Annotated in this window: 14 protein-coding genes; 4 read left to right on the forward strand and 10 right to left on the reverse strand. The window is 37.1% G+C overall.

The features are described 5' to 3' along the window. Positions 1 to 131 precede the first annotated feature (131 nt). The gene (locus tag M1F26_RS13665; protein WP_013023839.1) at positions 132 to 608 is read left to right on the forward strand and encodes a WbuC family cupin fold metalloprotein; all 477 of its coding nucleotides are present in this window, start codon (positions 132 to 134) and stop codon (positions 606 to 608) included. A gap of 46 nt (positions 609 to 654) precedes the next feature. Here the strand turns inward: M1F26_RS13665 and M1F26_RS13670 are convergent, their stop codons facing one another. Continuing rightward, positions 655 to 1,530 (reverse strand): extended-spectrum class A beta-lactamase CTX-M-3, encoded by an 876-nt coding sequence (locus M1F26_RS13670; protein WP_011091028.1) that lies wholly within the window; start codon positions 1,528 to 1,530, stop codon positions 655 to 657. Positions 1,531 to 1,864: 334 nt separating this feature from the next. Next, positions 1,865 to 3,127 carry an IS1380-like element ISEcp1 family transposase gene (locus tag M1F26_RS13675; RefSeq protein ID WP_000608644.1) on the reverse strand — a complete coding sequence of 421 codons (1,263 nt, stop codon included), beginning with the start codon at positions 3,125 to 3,127 and terminating at the stop codon, positions 1,865 to 1,867. A gap of 263 nt (positions 3,128 to 3,390) precedes the next feature. On the opposite strand from M1F26_RS13675, the gene M1F26_RS13680 reads away from it, so the two are divergent. After that, positions 3,391 to 4,218 carry a CPBP family intramembrane glutamic endopeptidase gene (locus M1F26_RS13680; RefSeq protein WP_140170870.1) on the forward strand — a complete coding sequence of 276 codons (828 nt, stop codon included), beginning with the start codon at positions 3,391 to 3,393 and terminating at the stop codon, positions 4,216 to 4,218. A 120-nt stretch (positions 4,219 to 4,338) separates the two neighbouring features. On the opposite strand, the gene M1F26_RS13685 is transcribed toward M1F26_RS13680, so the two are convergent. From M1F26_RS13685 to M1F26_RS13715, 7 genes are all read right to left on the reverse strand, one after another. After that, positions 4,339 to 6,456 carry a metallophosphoesterase family protein gene (locus M1F26_RS13685; protein WP_140170871.1) on the reverse strand — a complete coding sequence of 706 codons (2,118 nt, stop codon included), beginning with the start codon at positions 6,454 to 6,456 and terminating at the stop codon, positions 4,339 to 4,341. A 32-nt stretch (positions 6,457 to 6,488) separates the two neighbouring features. Next, positions 6,489 to 7,196 carry an oligogalacturonate-specific porin KdgM family protein gene (locus M1F26_RS13690; protein WP_094962407.1) on the reverse strand — a complete coding sequence of 236 codons (708 nt, stop codon included), beginning with the start codon at positions 7,194 to 7,196 and terminating at the stop codon, positions 6,489 to 6,491. 176 nt (positions 7,197 to 7,372) lie between these two features. Further along, positions 7,373 to 8,923: a fructose PTS transporter subunit IIA gene (locus tag M1F26_RS13695; protein ID WP_140170872.1), complete on the reverse strand. Its 1,551-nt coding sequence runs from the start codon at positions 8,921 to 8,923 to the stop codon at positions 7,373 to 7,375. A gap of 17 nt (positions 8,924 to 8,940) precedes the next feature. Beyond that, a complete protein-coding gene (locus M1F26_RS13700) occupies positions 8,941 to 11,526 on the reverse strand; it encodes a glycoside hydrolase family 38 C-terminal domain-containing protein (RefSeq protein WP_110591347.1) in 2,586 nt (861 codons plus the stop codon). A gap of 91 nt (positions 11,527 to 11,617) precedes the next feature. Next, positions 11,618 to 12,736: a PTS fructose transporter subunit IIC gene (locus M1F26_RS13705; RefSeq protein ID WP_004256743.1), complete on the reverse strand. Its 1,119-nt coding sequence runs from the start codon at positions 12,734 to 12,736 to the stop codon at positions 11,618 to 11,620. 172 nt (positions 12,737 to 12,908) lie between these two features. Next, positions 12,909 to 13,043, reverse strand: a complete 135-nt coding sequence (locus M1F26_RS13710) for a hypothetical protein (RefSeq protein WP_318837581.1) — start codon at positions 13,041 to 13,043, stop codon at positions 12,909 to 12,911. Positions 13,044 to 13,064: 21 nt separating this feature from the next. After that, complete coding sequence (locus M1F26_RS13715) at positions 13,065 to 13,511, reverse strand: hypothetical protein (protein ID WP_004256749.1); 447 nt, start codon at positions 13,509 to 13,511, stop codon at positions 13,065 to 13,067. Positions 13,512 to 14,442: 931 nt separating this feature from the next. Here M1F26_RS13715 and gpmA point away from each other — a divergent pair. After that, positions 14,443 to 15,195: a 2,3-diphosphoglycerate-dependent phosphoglycerate mutase gene (gene gpmA, locus M1F26_RS13720; protein WP_140170873.1), complete on the forward strand. Its 753-nt coding sequence runs from the start codon at positions 14,443 to 14,445 to the stop codon at positions 15,193 to 15,195. A gap of 164 nt (positions 15,196 to 15,359) precedes the next feature. Next, on the forward strand, positions 15,360 to 16,106 hold the full coding sequence (locus tag M1F26_RS13725) for a hypothetical protein (RefSeq protein WP_004256754.1): 747 nt from the start codon (positions 15,360 to 15,362) through the stop codon (positions 16,104 to 16,106). A 47-nt stretch (positions 16,107 to 16,153) separates the two neighbouring features. Here the strand turns inward: M1F26_RS13725 and M1F26_RS13730 are convergent, their stop codons facing one another. Continuing rightward, the gene (locus M1F26_RS13730; protein WP_140170874.1) at positions 16,154 to 17,098 is read right to left on the reverse strand and encodes a hypothetical protein; all 945 of its coding nucleotides are present in this window, start codon (positions 17,096 to 17,098) and stop codon (positions 16,154 to 16,156) included. Between the last annotated feature and the right edge of the window lie 129 nt (positions 17,099 to 17,227).

Below are 17,227 nucleotides of genomic sequence, written 5' to 3' on the forward strand. Positions count from 1 at the left end.
GTCAATACCATTTCAGTAAATCAGGATAGGGAAAAATTGGCAAACCCAGTTCTTCACTTGCTCTGCGGGTTCTGTCACCCTGACGTCATACGGTAATCCCCCCCAATTCATTAATCGACAAGGTCATCCTGATGAAACAAATTACCATGAGCGATATGCAGCAACAGAGCGCAGCGGCTGTGCAATCGCCTCGGCTCCGCGCGCACCGTAATTTCCATCCAGAATTAAGCGATTCGGTCCAACGTCTGGCTATTGCCATGGAACCTGGGACCTACGTGCGCCCGCACCGACACCCTCACACCTTCGAGCTACTGTTGCCATTAAGGGGTCGTTTCGTGGTGCTGAATTTTGACGATCGGGGTACCGTCACCCATCGGGCGATATTGGGGGAAACCTGTACGGTGCTGGAGATGGCCGCAGGAACCTGGCATGCCGTGCTGTCGCTGGATACCGGTGGCATAATTTTTGAAGTAAAACACGGTGGCTATCAACCCGTGGCTGCCGATGACTATGCGCACTGGGCTCCAGCGGAAGGAGAACCAGGAACCACGGAGCTTATGGCCTGGTATGCGCAAGCGCAGGTGGGCGACAGCACTTTTGCCGTCTAAGGCGATAAACAAAAACGGAATGAGTTTCCCCATTCCGTTTCCGCTATTACAAACCGTCGGTGACGATTTTAGCCGCCGACGCTAATACATCGCGACGGCTTTCTGCCTTAGGTTGAGGCTGGGTGAAGTAAGTGACCAGAATCAGCGGCGCACGATCTTTTGGCCAGATCACCGCGATATCGTTGGTGGTGCCATAGTCACCGCTGCCGGTTTTATCCCCCACAACCCAGGAAGCAGGCAGTCCAGCCTGAATGCTCGCTGCACCGGTGGTATTGCCTTTCATCCATGTCACCAGCTGCGCCCGTTGGCTGTCGCCCAATGCTTTACCCAGCGTCAGATTCCGCAGAGTTTGCGCCATTGCCCGAGGTGAAGTGGTATCACGCGGATCGCCCGGAATGGCGGTGTTTAACGTCGGCTCGGTACGGTCGAGACGGAACGTTTCGTCTCCCAGCTGTCGGGCGAACGCGGTGACGCTAGCCGGGCCGCCAACGTGAGCAATCAGCTTATTCATCGCCACGTTATCGCTGTACTGTAGCGCGGCCGCGCTAAGCTCAGCCAGTGACATCGTCCCATTGACGTGCTTTTCCGCAATCGGATTATAGTTAACAAGGTCAGATTTTTTGATCTCAACTCGCTGATTTAACAGATTCGGTTCGCTTTCACTTTTCTTCAGCACCGCGGCCGCGGCCATCACTTTACTGGTGCTGCACATCGCAAAGCGCTCATCAGCACGATAAAGTATTTGCGAATTATCTGCTGTGTTAATCAATGCCACACCCAGTCTGCCTCCCGACTGCCGCTCTAATTCGGCAAGTTTTTGCTGTACGTCCGCCGTTTGCGCATACAGCGGCACACTTCCTAACAACAGCGTGACGGTTGCCGTCGCCATCAGCGTGAACTGGCGCAGTGATTTTTTAACCATGGGATTCCTTATTCTGGAAGAGACGAAATAACAACAACATGAATAGTCAATATTTTACCTGAAGCGAGCCACAACGCGTCCGATTTTATGCTTCCGAAAGGCAAATACGGACGTCGCCAGAATGAAACCTAAATTCCACGTGTGTTTTTTATTAGCTTCAAAAATCACTATTTCACGAAGAATTTAGACTGCTTCTCACACATTGTAACATTATTTACAACCACCTTTCAATCATTTTTGATAAATCATTGATTTCATCTTTGCTGCAATGATACTTAATAAACTCTGCAAGTTATCCACAGAGCAACACTCAATTTTATTGATGATATTCTTATTATACCAGACATTTTTCATACACTCCCTTGTACGGATAGTTTTCCGACAACTTCATGATTACATATCTTGCGGTTTTGATTATTTTTGCTGCAAGAAATACATACTTCAAACGAAAGGTCTTTATTTGCTGTCTGTATTCTGAAGAGTCCAAGGAATCAAACTTGAACAACAAAAATAGGTTATATGAAAGCATCATCATTTGAAACACGGCTTCATTCGCCCAAAATGACTTTAGCAAGAGATGACCCACCGCCATGTCGTATTTGGCTTCTTTGATATAGTTTTCAGCATTACCACGCTTTTCATAGTATATAACTACTTTTTCAGAAAGCAAGGTAGTATTTGTTACAAAGAAAAAGTAGTCGTATTCGGAACCTTCTAAAAGTGATAATTGTGCTCTTTCTTTTTCTGGTTTCAGTACGCGAGATACGACAAATCTTCTGTCTTTTTCCCATTTAACTAATTTTGTATACAGTTCTGTAGTTTCTCTACCTTCTTCTCCTTTAACGAATACAATTGATGAATTCGTTGCTTGTGAGGTGAGTGTAGAATAACTTTTGGCTTTAATTAAATATTTGCATCCAAGAGATTCTATCGTTTCGATAATTTTTTCATCAAAGTAGCCACTATCCATTCGAAATAAAATTTCTAAATCGTCTGATTTGATGTTAGCAACAATTTCTTTGATCATTTCCGCAGCACCGTTTGCAGTGTAAGTATTGCCACTTCTTACAAATCCGGTAACATATGCTTTTAATTCGTCGCAAAATGCAAATTGGATATTGTAGCATCGGTTTCCCAGTTTCTTAGGATTATATCCTTTTGACGCACCTTCTTGATGACCTTCTACGTTAATTACACTACTATCAATATCAATCGTAATGGATGTCAATTTACTTTTAGTGAGCAGTTTTTTAAAGACTTTAAAATTAATGTCTCTAAACATTTGGGTTGTCTTGAAGTTGAAGTTTCCTAGAAACCGTGACACTGTTTCAGGTTCTTTTACGGAAATATCAAACTCGTTGACGAGGGGATCATTTTGAAGTAGCTTTAGACGTTCTAACTTATCAATGCCAATGAAGTGACCGCAGAGCATGGTCTTTATATGATTCATCTTGATTTTATTTGTTGAGTCATTATCAAATACGAGGTCATTTTCAATAAAATCAAAAATCCCATTGCTTTTTGCATTCTCAAGGAGCAGAAAAAGACCTGCATTTGATGTTAGATTCTTAGCTTTGAAATCAATTTTATTAATCATAATTAGAACCCCTTTTTACTACTTTTCTTACTATTATTTTACCATATATCGAGTCATAAAAGCTGATAATTTAACATATTTTTGAGCACTTTTCTTTCACCCAATGGGTGAAAGCTGAATTTCGAAGGAATGCATATTTATCAAGGCTTTGATTATGCTTTTTGAAGTACTGACGTAGAATCTAGGTTTAAATTAGAAAATTCACATAAAATCATTACACTGCGCCTATTCTAATAATTTAGACATCATAATGGATATTTTTTATGGCTTGGTTAATGTTAGCCTCTTCACTTGCAGTACTTGCAACACACCGTTTAATTGCTCTTTTTTTACTCGCTTGCACAATTATTACCGCAGCACTTACACACGTTATTGATTGGCAAGCGGTTCTACTATTGGTTTGTATTACAATAATTGCCATTATTCGTTTGCGTTTCCAACACTATCTATCCGCCAAAATTATTAGTGAAATCATCTTACTAATCTGTACGATTGGGTTATTTATTCACTTATTCCCTGGGTTTAATAACCTGAGATATCTTGATAACGTTACCGTAGGGGAACATAGCGCCCCTTTCACAATGTATTTTAATTTTGATAAAGCACTCGTCCCTTTTATTTTACTCGCCTGCTTACCAACGTTATTTGTCTGTCGGCCAGCCAAGCATGCAACTAAAATTCAATGGGCACTGCTGGTTATTTCTATGCCACTTTTATTGCTGGTCGCAACTGCTGCTGGCGGATTAGCCTTTGAATGGCATTTTCCTAGTTGGTTACCTGCTTTTGTGCTCTGTAACTTACTTTTTGTTTCATTAGCTGAAGAAGCGCTATTTCGTGGTTATTTACAGCAACGTCTAACCCTTTGGTTGAGGTCTCCTTACCTCGCACTAGTGATTACCTCACTGTTATTTGGCGCTGTGCATTTTGCAGGTGGACCACTGTTAATTCTCTTTGCTACGTTAGCGGGTTTGATTTATGGCCTAGCTTGGATCTGGAGTGGTAAATTATGGCTGGCTGTATCGATTCACTTCGGGTTAAATTTGGGACATCTGTTATTTTTTACTTATCCAATTAAGTTGGTTTCTAATTAGTGTTAACTAATTAAAAATTCATAATCACTCAAAAATTGGATGATCTTCACCGTAAAAAATCACTAACACGAATAATGTTAGTGATTTTTCATTATTATAGCCATGTTATCTATCGTTAATCTAATGACTAGTTTGATTAACATTCATTGGCTTAATTTCCCCAGACTCAATATTAAGATAAAAATCTCGACTTGGATTTCCTTGTAGATATTTATCAATTACAGTGAAAATACTGCCAAAGCGTAATTTAAAAATATTCTCAAATGAACTATCCGCGTTAATTTTATCAGTCTCATTTGGTAATGACGATAACAAGGTTCCTGTGAGAAATCGATATTGGTTTAATCTTTCTACAGGTATATCTTGCAACGCAAGCTCGTCTGCATTACGTAAACGATAAAAATCCACAGCAAGGTCAAAACCATTCCATTTTGCAAAATCATTTAACTGATACCCTGTATTTTTAGCAAGAGTAGCAGCTTTATCACTGGCTTTTTTCCATGCATCGGTGTCTTTATTCAAGTAGATTTCGGTGACATTGACAGTTCCCGGGTCTTTAGCGCAAATTTCATGATTTTGACTCAATGGTGACGTTAATACTTCATTATAAGCTTTCTTAGTATCTAACTGGCTTAAAATAAGCATCTCTTCGCCATTCAAACTAAATAACATTTGACGAATTTCACATGGCCATTCCTCAGGAATAAAACGTAAACGTGTCAGTTCAGTAATATGCCAGTTAGTGAAGTCATAATAATTATTTGCGCTTAAGATATCTTTATTCCAAAGATGCGACGAATTAGTATTTTTGAGGTGTTCCCACTCTTGCTGATAGTGCTCAAATAACTCATCAAACCGAGGAACATCTTCTATTACAATGGTTTGTACATCAATTTCATTCGCATTTCTAAAATTCAATATTTTATAAGCAGGAACATATGCAGCCATTGAAGGAGCTTGAATATTAAAAAGTAAGCTGCCATCCGAATACTTACGTACACCTGTATCATTAAAATGCATATGACCGCCAACATGAACACCGATACCTGTTTTTGCCATTGCATGGCTAGTGTCTTCTTTTGGTGCCCTTTCTAACTGAAATTTACCTTTGCCAAAAATGGTTTCAAGGTCATCTGCTGCACCATTATCAAATTCAACCATCGGGAAATGGCTAAACGTGATTAATGTTTTATTTTGCTCTTTCGCGCGCTTTGCAACATCTGCCATCCACTCAACAGTCTGTTGTTTGTGTGTCAACATTTTGTTGTAACCCGCATTCCCCGACCCTGCAAAGTTTTTAGCTGCTTTAGGGTGATTAATATCCGCTTTTTCAGAAGGAACATAGACATTGGCATCAACGGCCATTAACCACAAACCAGGAATAGGCTCGACAAGGTAACTACTGTCTGCAACATTAAAACAAGGCCCATATCCCTCTTGTTTATATTTACCGCCTGTTCCTTGAGTACAAATTTCATACTGCCTTTGGTTAAAATCACTGGCTTTTAAGGCTGCTTCATAGTTGTAACCTTGAGAACCATAGTTTGAGTATGGTGTTTCCCAATAAATATCTTCTGGTAACGGATTAATACCAAATGATTTCATTGCATCCATCACTCGACCATAACCACTATATACCATCTCTTCAGAGCAAATTGTTGGCAGCTCAGCTCCCGTTTCTATAACGGCAGTCTTTCCTTTATATCCCGTACACTCACTTGCCCCTAAACTAAAGATACGCTGCGTTTTACCATCAGTTCCAAGAAAATCTTCTTTTCCTGCTGGCATATCAAATGGACGGTTCGGATCATGATTCCCTGGTGTAGCAAAGAAACGCATACCATATTTTTGCTCGTACTCTTGCAATACTTTTACTAACCCACGTAAGTGAATAGGTTGGCCGTCATCAGTAAAATCACCAGGTAATGCAATAAGTTTAATACCTTTCTTACCTGCATCATCAAGTGCAGCACGTAGAGCAAAATAGTTTTCATTAAATAAACGCGTAGATGTTAATTGTGCATACATAGAACGAATAACGGCATTTTGACCACTTTTACTATTTTTTAATCCTTCAAATGCATTATCAGCAAACTGCCCATATACATCATGAAAATGGATATCAGGCATAAACGCGACGCGATAATTATAAGGTTGAGCCGTAGGGGCATTTGCCATTGCGACAGTTCCAATGGACATTAATGCAAGGGCAAAACTATATTTTAATTTATTGTTCATATTTGTTCCCTTTAGATAATTAACTATTTCTATCAGAAGTTATATGCAATGCCAACGCGATAACGCCACTGCCATGCATCACGGTAAGTTTGTCCATTTTTGACATATGAACCATCATCATAGGACACATACCCTAATTCAACATAAGGAACCCATGTCTTATTACCAACCCAAGACACATTCAGATTATGTGCATAATCCTTTTCTTTACCTTTATATGCAGGATAATCAGTATTAAATTTATATTCAAAGTCATAACTTAATGAAAAATCTTGCAGCTTATAACCTAAATAAAAATTACTCTGCCAATAATGCTGATTATCTTTTTTAGGCTTATTAGAGTTATCATAATGTCTTACGCCATAACGTAAACGAGTTCCAATATTAAAATCATCCGTTAAATTATAGGCAGCTTTGACACTGAATTTATAAGCCGTATCTTTATCTCCTGAATCTAAAGCAAAAGAAGGTGTTAAAACAAAATCTTTTGTGGCTTTATATTTATAACCAACTTCAACCTCATTTCCTTTTGATGATAGGTTTTCACCAAAACCACCATCTCGACTTCTCCATTTTCCTTCAAGGCTAAAATAAGTTCCATTTTGCATGCTATGGCCAATTTTGACACGGTCTTCATGGCGATGTTCATCCCCTAACCATTCATGACGATAGTCAATATATGTCGCATTCGCTGCTGTGCAAAATAATAATGTAGAGATACCTAGAGTTAAGTTTTTCATAAACTGATTCCTATAATTAATATTTATTTTTTATTTAATCGTTAAAACAATGATTCATTATCTATCTTTTATTTATAGATATACCCCTTATATTTTTAGAAAAAAACCATCCTATCCTTTTAAATAACCTAAAAGAAAATTAATTTATTAAAATTTTAATTTTTTATATTCTTATCTCATAACTCTAATTCCAACTTCAATAATTCAACAATATCCTCTGATTTTTTAGCATTTAACATTTCATTTCTAAAAGACTCATGCATTAATTTACGTGCGAGAACAGAAAAGATTCGCATATGCTGGTTTTCATCTGAATAATTAATTGTTAGCATAATTACTAATTTAACATTAACATTATCTCCCCACGCTAACTCATTCGGTAAACGTAATACAGAAATACTACTGTGTTTAACAAAAGGTGATTTACAGTGCGGTATTGCAATTGAGAAACCTAATGCCGTACTAAAAATCTCTTCTCTTTGCCATATTGCTTGTTCAACTTGTGATCCAGAGTCAGTTCGGTGATTAACTTCTAAATTATCAGTTAATCGTTTAATAACTTCCTCTTTACTTTCCATTCTTTCATCAAGAAAAATTAAAGACGGATCCAATACTGAATAATCATTTTTTGGCGTATTAGCAGAGATAGACAAACGAGATAGTTTATCTTTTTCAAACTTGAACCAATTATCTGCATATGTATCAGGCTCAATAATTAATAAATCGTATTGCGTATCTAATAATAAAATATGAGCAGATTGAATTGATTCAATTATGGAAGATGAAAGACATATTAAAGGAAGAGAGAAAGATTGTGCTAAAATAGCGGTATGTGATGTTTCTGCCCCTGAAGCCATCACAATACCTTGCAAATACTCCCCTCTCAATGCCAATAATTCGCTTGGTGTCAGTAATCCTTGGCAAATAATAATCGAATCTTCTGTTAATTTAGGAAGTTGTATTTTAGATTCGATACCAAGATGCCTTGCTATACGCAATCCCAGATCCTTAATATCTAACTCACGTTGGCGTAAATATTCATTACTACTGCTTCGAAATGGTAAGCTGAGCTCTTCAATTGCCATTGATAACGCAGCAATCGCATTATTTGCCTCTCTTGGTTCAAGTAAGCACGCTTCAATATCCTCATCATCCAATAATTGGCTTTGTGCCTCTAAAATATCAACCGCTGTTTTATCAGTTTGCTGAATGTCTAGACTAAATTGTTGACGAGCACTTTGTAACGCACGTTTTAGTATTTCACATTGTTCTGATTGTGAATTTGATGGCTCTAATAATGAAATCTTTTGTAAATCAAAAGATTTCATATAGATAGCCCTACCTTTTGCAATCCCTTGGCTAACACCATAACCCTGAATAATTTGAGATGATGTCCGACTCAGATATATAGGGATCATTCCTTGCTCTGGTTTATCTTTTTTTGGCATTAATCCATCACAATGAATAAATTCTTGCTCAATAAATATCTTTAATTTTTCATAAGCCAGATTTTCATCATCTCCACTGATTGTAAAATAACATTCATCACCAACAGCGACATCTGCCCCAACAAGAGCCAAAACACTTTTCGTATTGGCTTGGCGTAGTTTGCTTTTATTAAAAAGTAAAATATCTGATTGAAAACAAGCTGTTTTTTGCTCAATTGCACTCGCTGGTCTTGCATGAATACCATTAGGTAACTCACAACGAAATGGAAGTATTTGCATAATTTTTCCTTTATTAATTAGTCAATTAACCAAGACACAGGTGTACAAGGAGCTGCTTTATCTGTGTTTATGCATATAGACTCCGATAAAGTAACTTGATGTATCAACGTATTCGACTTAGGTTCTGTATAGGTTTTGGTTTCACTACTTGGGTTCCACCCACGTAAAATCAGTGACTCTTGATTCTGTGCTTTTTTCAACGTGCTGAAGTGCAGCTCACTATCCCACGTCAATAGACTATAATTATCAGGAAAAACAATATAATGAGGATTCGTTTTAAATTGAGACCAACCGGAATCTAGGTAACCAAATGCAGGTAAACGCCAATGCTCAATATCACGCCATAGTTGAGCACTTTGGCCATTTTCTATCGGCAATACAGCAAAATGGAAATGATGAAGCCCCTGAATTTGTGATTCCGGTGACGGCAAAACCATACCTGATGCACGCCCTGGCCGCCAAGTTAGTTCTGCTTGGCCTAGCCAACCCACACTGCGCAAAAGTGTTATTCTTATCATGTCAGGTTGATTGGCTGGGATTTCATACTCTCTTAGTCCTTCAGTAACGATACAAATACCTTTTTTATCATCATGTTGCATTACCAGACTTTGCATTGGATAAAGCGCTGTTGGTGCCTCTACCCAATTTTCACTTTGCCAAATATCCATATTGGCTGGATTATTTTCTCGCTGAATCAAACCAAAAGGTTGGTCTGCAAAGTGAAATGTCTGTTGAATTTCCGTAGGAATTTCAACCTGAATTCGATGGTCTTCAATGGTATTATCAATTGTGATTTCAACATCTAGCCATGCCTTATCATGAGGTAAAGAAACCTGCATTGTGGCAGATAAACGCGCATTAACCTGTTTGGTTTGGCGGGCAATTGCATTCTGTGGTACTGGAATTCGCCAATTTAGAATAAATGAATCCATTAACGATGCTCTTACACAATTAAATTGCTGTAAGTGTCCATCACTACTAATTAACCAATCATCTTCAGGTGGCGAATAGTTATAATTATCTCCTTCGTCCCCACCATCAATTAATCTAAGAATATTTGGGTATTGTTGTTGATTACGTTTATCAGTTAATAACAATCGCCCTTGGTGCAGTTCAAGTTTCAGCCATTCATTCTCTAATGTATTTTCAGTTTGAATGTTTTGTTGAATTTCAAAACCTGAATTTTCCCCTTCAACCAAATAAAAAGTCTGATAACCGCATGAAGGTAACTCTTTCACTTCAAGCAAGACTTCGCATTTCCGGTACCATGTCGTTGTCGTACTATTCGCCAATTCTTGTACAATCAAAGACATATCTTGTTTTTCTTCATGAATAAGTTGCCAGCGGCAAGGTTTTCCTGCATCGTCTTTAATACAAAAATCATTTTCAGGTGTATAAAGAGTAATACGAACTTGAGCATCTCTTTTATGTGGCAACGAATTGAAAATGATAATTTTTTTACCATCTTGTTTTGCTTCAATCCCGCGAGCAAGCATCTTCATATTAAGGTCAAACAGTTGATTTGCACTTTCTAAACCATCTTGTAAGCGTGCTTTCACCATGCTATTAACACGATCAGAATTACATCCGCCGATACTATCATGAGCGTGTGACTGCATAGCTTTACGCCAAATATTGTCAATCGCAGTTTGTGGATAAGGTAAACCAAGCCGCCAGTTAATGGATAGAAGAGGCTCAAGTTGTTGACTAACAAATTGTTCTAATTTTGCATTTAATAATTTAATGTCCATTCGAGTAGAAAAAATACCACGATGTACACGCATATATTTCGGGCTCAGCAATTCACCATTAAATTCAGGTAGTTCAGTGCTATTTGCTTGTAAAGCATCAAAAAATGCACTGAAACTACTTTTGACAAAATAATATTCCTTTTGAGCTTTATTTAATTGCTCAAGCATCGCAGGTACGGCATATTCAAAAGGGGATTGGTCATTACCATTAGGTAGTAATATTTGGTCTGAGTGAGCAAAACGGGCTTGTTTTTCCAAGATAGCAGGTAAAACGGCAGAGGCTTTTTCTGGATTATCAGGTAACCATTTCGCGCAGCCGTAGCCCCAAGGTAATACAGCAGTAGCCACACTATGACCTGACTGCGATTTCCAAATAAATTCACTACTTGCGACATCATGTTCACACCATCCACGCCATACGACCGCATGTTTGATACCAAACTCTTGCAAAAACATAGGTAGCTGTGCACTTTGTCCAAATGAATCAGGCACATAGCCTATTGGCATATAACCGCCCCATTGCTCACAATCTACTTTTCCCAACAGTAAGTTTCGCGTGATAGATTCCGCTCCAACGACTAAAAAATCAGTTTGTGTGTACCAAGGGCCAATAAGAATTCGGCCTTGTTTAATTAATTTCTGTAAGCAATCACGCCTTTCTGGTGCAACCTGTAAATAATCTTCCAGCACCACGGTTTGCCCATCTAAAACAAAGGGGCCAAGAGAAGGATCTTCTTCTAAATGTTTAATTAAATCATTCATGAAATAATAAAGAACAATTTTTGAATCATTCTCAGTGAAATACCATTCACGATCCCAGTGCGTATGTTGAATTAAATGTACCGTTTTCATTTTATGACCTTAAAATATTTTTAGCAGAACAGCCCCGTCACGTTATTCACGCTAATTAACACTGTACGACATTATTAAAATAACTCTCTAATTAACGACCAACTTTAAATTTAGGAATAGCTGTTTCTGTTTTTTTAGTTTCTATCGTTTCATTACCACGAAATATTAATAAAGAGCCAATAGTAATAATTGCAGATCCCACAGCAACCGATAATATATATATCGGCCATTTATCTACGGCTAACCACCCATAAAATCCCGAAATAGGAGCATGATTTATCGCACCTAGACCGACCGCCATAGCTGCACCTGTTGCTGCACCAATAATGTTAATGATAATAATCTTTGGATTAGCAAGAGCAAATGGGATCGCGCCCTCAGAAACGCCAATTAACCCCATTAGCGTAGAAGCTTTTCCTGCTTCTCTTAATGATTCAGGAAAACGTTTTGACCAAATTAGCGTTGCTAAACCGATCCCAATTGGGGGAATAATAATAGCAACTTGAGCTGCTGTATTTGGCTCGTAAATTTCCGATGCTAATAATGCCATTGCAGTGGTTACTGCGGCTTTATTAACCGGGCCACCAAGGTCAAATCCAACCATTGCGCCAATAACGGCAGCAAGAATTACTTTATTAGATCCCGACATTGATAAAAGCCATTGCTCCATACCATGATTAAGTGCCGCTAAAGGTGCACCAATCACAAATGCCATAATAATACAGGTGAGTAATGTACCACCTACTGGCAAAATAAAAATCGGTCCTGCTGATGCAAGTGATTTTGGTAATTTCGTATATTTAGCTAACAAACGTACAATATAACCAGCAATAAACCCTGCTGCTAAGGCCCCTAAAAACCCGGTGCCTAAATTACTTGCCAACAAACCACCGACCATTCCAGGCGCTAAACCAGGCTTATTCGCGATAGCAAAGCTGATATACCCCGCGACGATAGGTAACATAAGAGAGAGTGCTAATCCTCCAAAACCATCAAATTTATGAAGCACTTGGACGACGAAATTTGTAGCTTCCAGATGGCTAGAATCCCAAATATTATCAATACCATATAAAGATGCACCAATACGAGATATCCCCATAATCACTGCACCTGCGATAACAAATGGCAGCATCCATGACACACCCGTCATAATGGCATTTTTTATTTCCGTACCAATGCCTAGTTTCGATGTTCCATTAGACTGCCCCATTTTTCATTTCCTCCTCAATTGCATCAATAATTGCATCGCCATACTTGATTGGGTCTGCAACACTGCATTCAAGCTTAATCATCCCATTAAATCGCTCCTTATTAATAACAGCGACATCAGCAGCCAAAATGACCGCATCTGCTCTTGCTAAATCGTCACTGGTAATCTCATTTTAAATTCCCATACTCCCTTGAGTTTCAACTTTAATTTCATGGCCTCTTTTTTTTCCTATGATATCCAACGATTCAGCAGCCATATATGTATGAGCAACACCAGTAGGACAAGCCGCAACACAAACAATAAACATAACAACTCCTTAAAATTTAATTCAGACAATAAAAAAAGCACAATGGCATAAATGCGCATTGTGCTTTTTAAAGGCAGCTAAAGGTAAAGAAATAATATTTCCAGGTGCACCACTAGAATGACGACAAATCATTATGTGGCGCAAACTGGACACAAGGAATAAAAAGATCAATTCGTGACGTTTACGAATATTTAATGATATTAAAGGGTTAACATAAGCATTTCTTTCTAATTTAGTTAAATCGCTATCAAATACAGAAATATAAAGTTTCTGTGCACTCTGCCATAACTGTGACCAATTAACTGAGAAATCATTTTCAGATTGATTAGAATTCTCAGATTCATCTTTTTCAAGGGAAGCAATTGGTACAAACCAGCAAATTTTGCTTAATAAAGCTTTCATTTTGCTATCAAGTGATAGCAAAAATAAAATGCAGCCTTTAAAAAATAAAGCAAAATGTAAAGACATAGTGTCCCCCTTTAGAAACTAGTACCATTCTAAACGTATAAAATAGAAAATTACTGTGATTCCACCCTCATTTATTAAATTAAATAAAAATTAAAATGCTAAAAATATTAATGGCTATTTTCATTTTTCAATAAAAACCTGATTATCAAAGATTTATCTAAAATAAATTTTTTAGATAAATAATAACCTCACTGAAAACCTAAAAGTATAATAATCTAAGAATTTCGCAATACTATTAATTATTAATCTGAGCTTTTTATATTAATCCAATAGAAGCTATTTTTATATGTTTTTATATAGAATGTCATTTTTCTTATTGGCTAAATTTAAAGAGATACAATGAAACAAAAAAATCAAAAAACAATTAATTTAGGATAGAGTAATATAATAATTCGATTGATACCCCTAAAGCACCTAAATGATATTACTCAATATAAGATTATAAAATAACGCATAAATAAACATTAAAAAATTCAACCTTATCAATCCATTAGTCACTTTCATGCTCATTTTTCTTAGCTATATCATTAAAAAATTTAGAGTGAATGCATCCTTGAACAAAAATCATACGAAAAGAGAATCTAATGCTGTAAAATTATAGATAGACGCAATAATCTCCAATAACTCGTAAAAAACAACCATTACTGGTTCTTCTTGTTAGAGGTAATTGAGTGCTTAGATTGATATCTATCATGGGAATGCACAAACAATCATTTTACCACTTGCTGTATCGATTCAATTCGAGTTAAATTTAGAGTATCCACAGGATCTATGAACCTAGAAAACAAGTCATCACTCTCGTGTAAAATTTGTTTTTCGCATTGATAGGGAGAAAATGCAAGTTGCTACTAGCGTTCGAGTTGACTATCCCTATAATGTAGGTCAGCAATAATTCATTTTTAATTTGAGTGTACTGATAGGAGTTTTAGCTATGGCTGTAACTAAACTGGTTTTAGTAAGACACGGTGAAAGTGAGTGGAACAAAGAAAACCGCTTCACAGGTTGGACTGATGTAGAACTGTCCGATAAAGGCCGCGAAGAAGCAAAAATTGCAGGCCAACTGCTAAAAGACGAAGGTTTTGTGTTTGATTTTGCTTACACTTCCGTTCTGAAACGCGCTATTCATACTTTATGGAATATCCTTGATCAAGTTGAACAATCATGGCTACCCGTTGAAAAAAGCTGGAAATTAAATGAACGCCACTACGGTGCTCTGCAAGGTTTAGACAAATCAGAAACCGCGGCAAAATACGGTGACGAGCAAGTTAAATTATGGCGCCGTGGTTTTGCTATCACACCTCCAGACCTAGAAAAAGATGATGAGCGTTACCCAGGGCACGATCCTCGCTACGCGAAACTGTCAGATAAAGAATTACCCGTTACTGAAAGCTTAGCAACCACTATTGAGCGTGTCGTTCCTTACTGGGAAGAAATCATCAAGCCTCGCGTTACTAGTGGCGAGAAAGTCATTATTGCCGCTCATGGTAACTCTCTGCGTGCTTTAGTGAAACACTTAGACAACTTAAGTGAAGATGAAATTTTGGAATTAAACATCCCAACTGCGGTACCAATGGTTTATGAGTTCGATGAAAACATGAAACCAATCAAACGTTACTATTTAGGTAACCAAGATGAAATTGCTGCAAAACAAGCCGCAGTAGCAAACCAAGGTAAAGCGAAGTAATTATTAACTTTATCTCTAAATATTGAAGGGCTAAGCCATATGCTTAGCCCTTTTTTCTTATCCATTTACTTCTATTCCTCAAAAAAACTTAACTCACAGTGTAAGAAATCCCAATAACCGATTATTATAGGGAAAACACATTGAAAGGTTGATAAAACAATAAAATGAACAAATTTAATATGTATGTTTGGGTTGGCCTTGTACTTAGCGCCAGTATCTTGGGTTCCCTGCTGTATATGATCCAAGGTGGCGAATTAGTCGTTGATGGTTCAAATGGTGCTGCTAATGCCGAGCTGATGAAAACCTTAATGATCATTGCTTGTATCAGCTTCCCAGTACAAATTATTAGTATGATGGTGATGACTTATAAACCTCGGTTATCCATTGTCCTTGCCGTACTCAGTAGTCTAGCATTAATGCCAATCACCATTGTATTTACCATGGGAATGATTTTCTCTGCGATCCGCTGGCGTTACCATCAGTTAACCCAATTTGATACCTCTTTAAATGTTCAATTTGACCAACGCGTTGAGTTCAACAAACGCAATAACCGTATTTTAGTTGTTGCACTTGGCTTAATCAGTATCACCTTTATTATATTAAGCCAAAGCTTAGGGATGTTCCTGTTTGTTTTCACCATTTTCCTTGGTTACTTTGGCAAAAAAGCGGGTGATGGTGTCTATTTAGCGATTAAAGACTCATATTTCTATATTCGCCCAAACATTTTCGCTTACTGTTATCGTATTCCATTAAAAGAGGTGGAATATACAAAAGGCGAGAAAGGCAAAGTACATTTTGATGTCCAGACCGATACTGAACGATTGCAATTAACGGCAACTCCGGCGAATGCAACACCTGAAGAACAGTCAAAATTGAATACCTTCATTAACCAAATTCAAAAAAAACAGTAAGTGGGCGACACAATGACTGCCGCTTGACAAGCCGGCAGTCGTTACGATTAATTTGCGTTAGGTATCATAGGCATTACAGGTGGAGTCAAGTTAATAATATTCACTTCATTAGGAGAACCTATACTAATAAAATGATTATCTATGAACGAAACAGTCCATTCTCCCAAAATATCTACTGGAGAAAAACCACTATTCCCACTTAAATGAATTGTACTATTAGGATTTTTAATTGCATATTCTTTAATAGTTTCATTAATAATAGAAACTATTCTTTTATCTTCTTTAACTTTATCTTTTAAACTTAATATAAACTCATTGTAATATTCAGCGCTAGGAAATAATTCTTTGTCCGATACATAGTCTGCCTCATATTCTAAAATTAATTTCTCAATGCGGGGGATTCCTTCCCGAATATATTTAACATCCTCCATATAATTATAGACATTATTGGAAACATATCCATTATCGTTATCTATTTCTGCATTCATTAAATTAAATATATATTCAACTTCATACTTGAAATCATTATTTAATTTAGGTCCAGAAATATTCGCTTTCAAATCATACCAAATTGCTGAATTCATTGAAGGATAATTTTTGCGAGACAAAATAGGCACTTCATCTAATTGACTTACCTTTTCAGCGAGAGGGCGGATTTGTTCTAAGATAGCCGTTCTTTTATCTGGGTTTTCAATGTACTCATTCATTAACTCAGATACCTTAATATTATCCTTATATTCACTTGCTCTTATGTTAAGATAATCATTTAACGAATCAATATATTTAAATGAATCGGTTTTATCTTTATCATTCCCCCAGCCTCCTCTAATGCTAATATCAATATCATTATTCAGCCTTACACGATCTTCCTCTAACTCTTTCCTAGCATTCATAATACTTTCTTGCATTATTTCTGCATTCTCTTTCAATTTATTAGAAAGCACTCTAAGATTGATTTCATAATTAATTCTTGATTTATCAGTTAATGCCATTTTATATACTCCTTTATATGAAAACTTAACTAACTTTAAAGAATGCCATTAATAAAAATGACAAAAAAATAATAATGCAGCTTAGAATAAAAAACTAATTTATTTTTTGTATGATAAAAAATATAAAAT

The organism is Providencia sp. PROV048, assembly GCF_033688165.1.
Lineage (GTDB): Bacteria > Pseudomonadota > Gammaproteobacteria > Enterobacterales > Enterobacteriaceae > Providencia > Providencia hangzhouensis.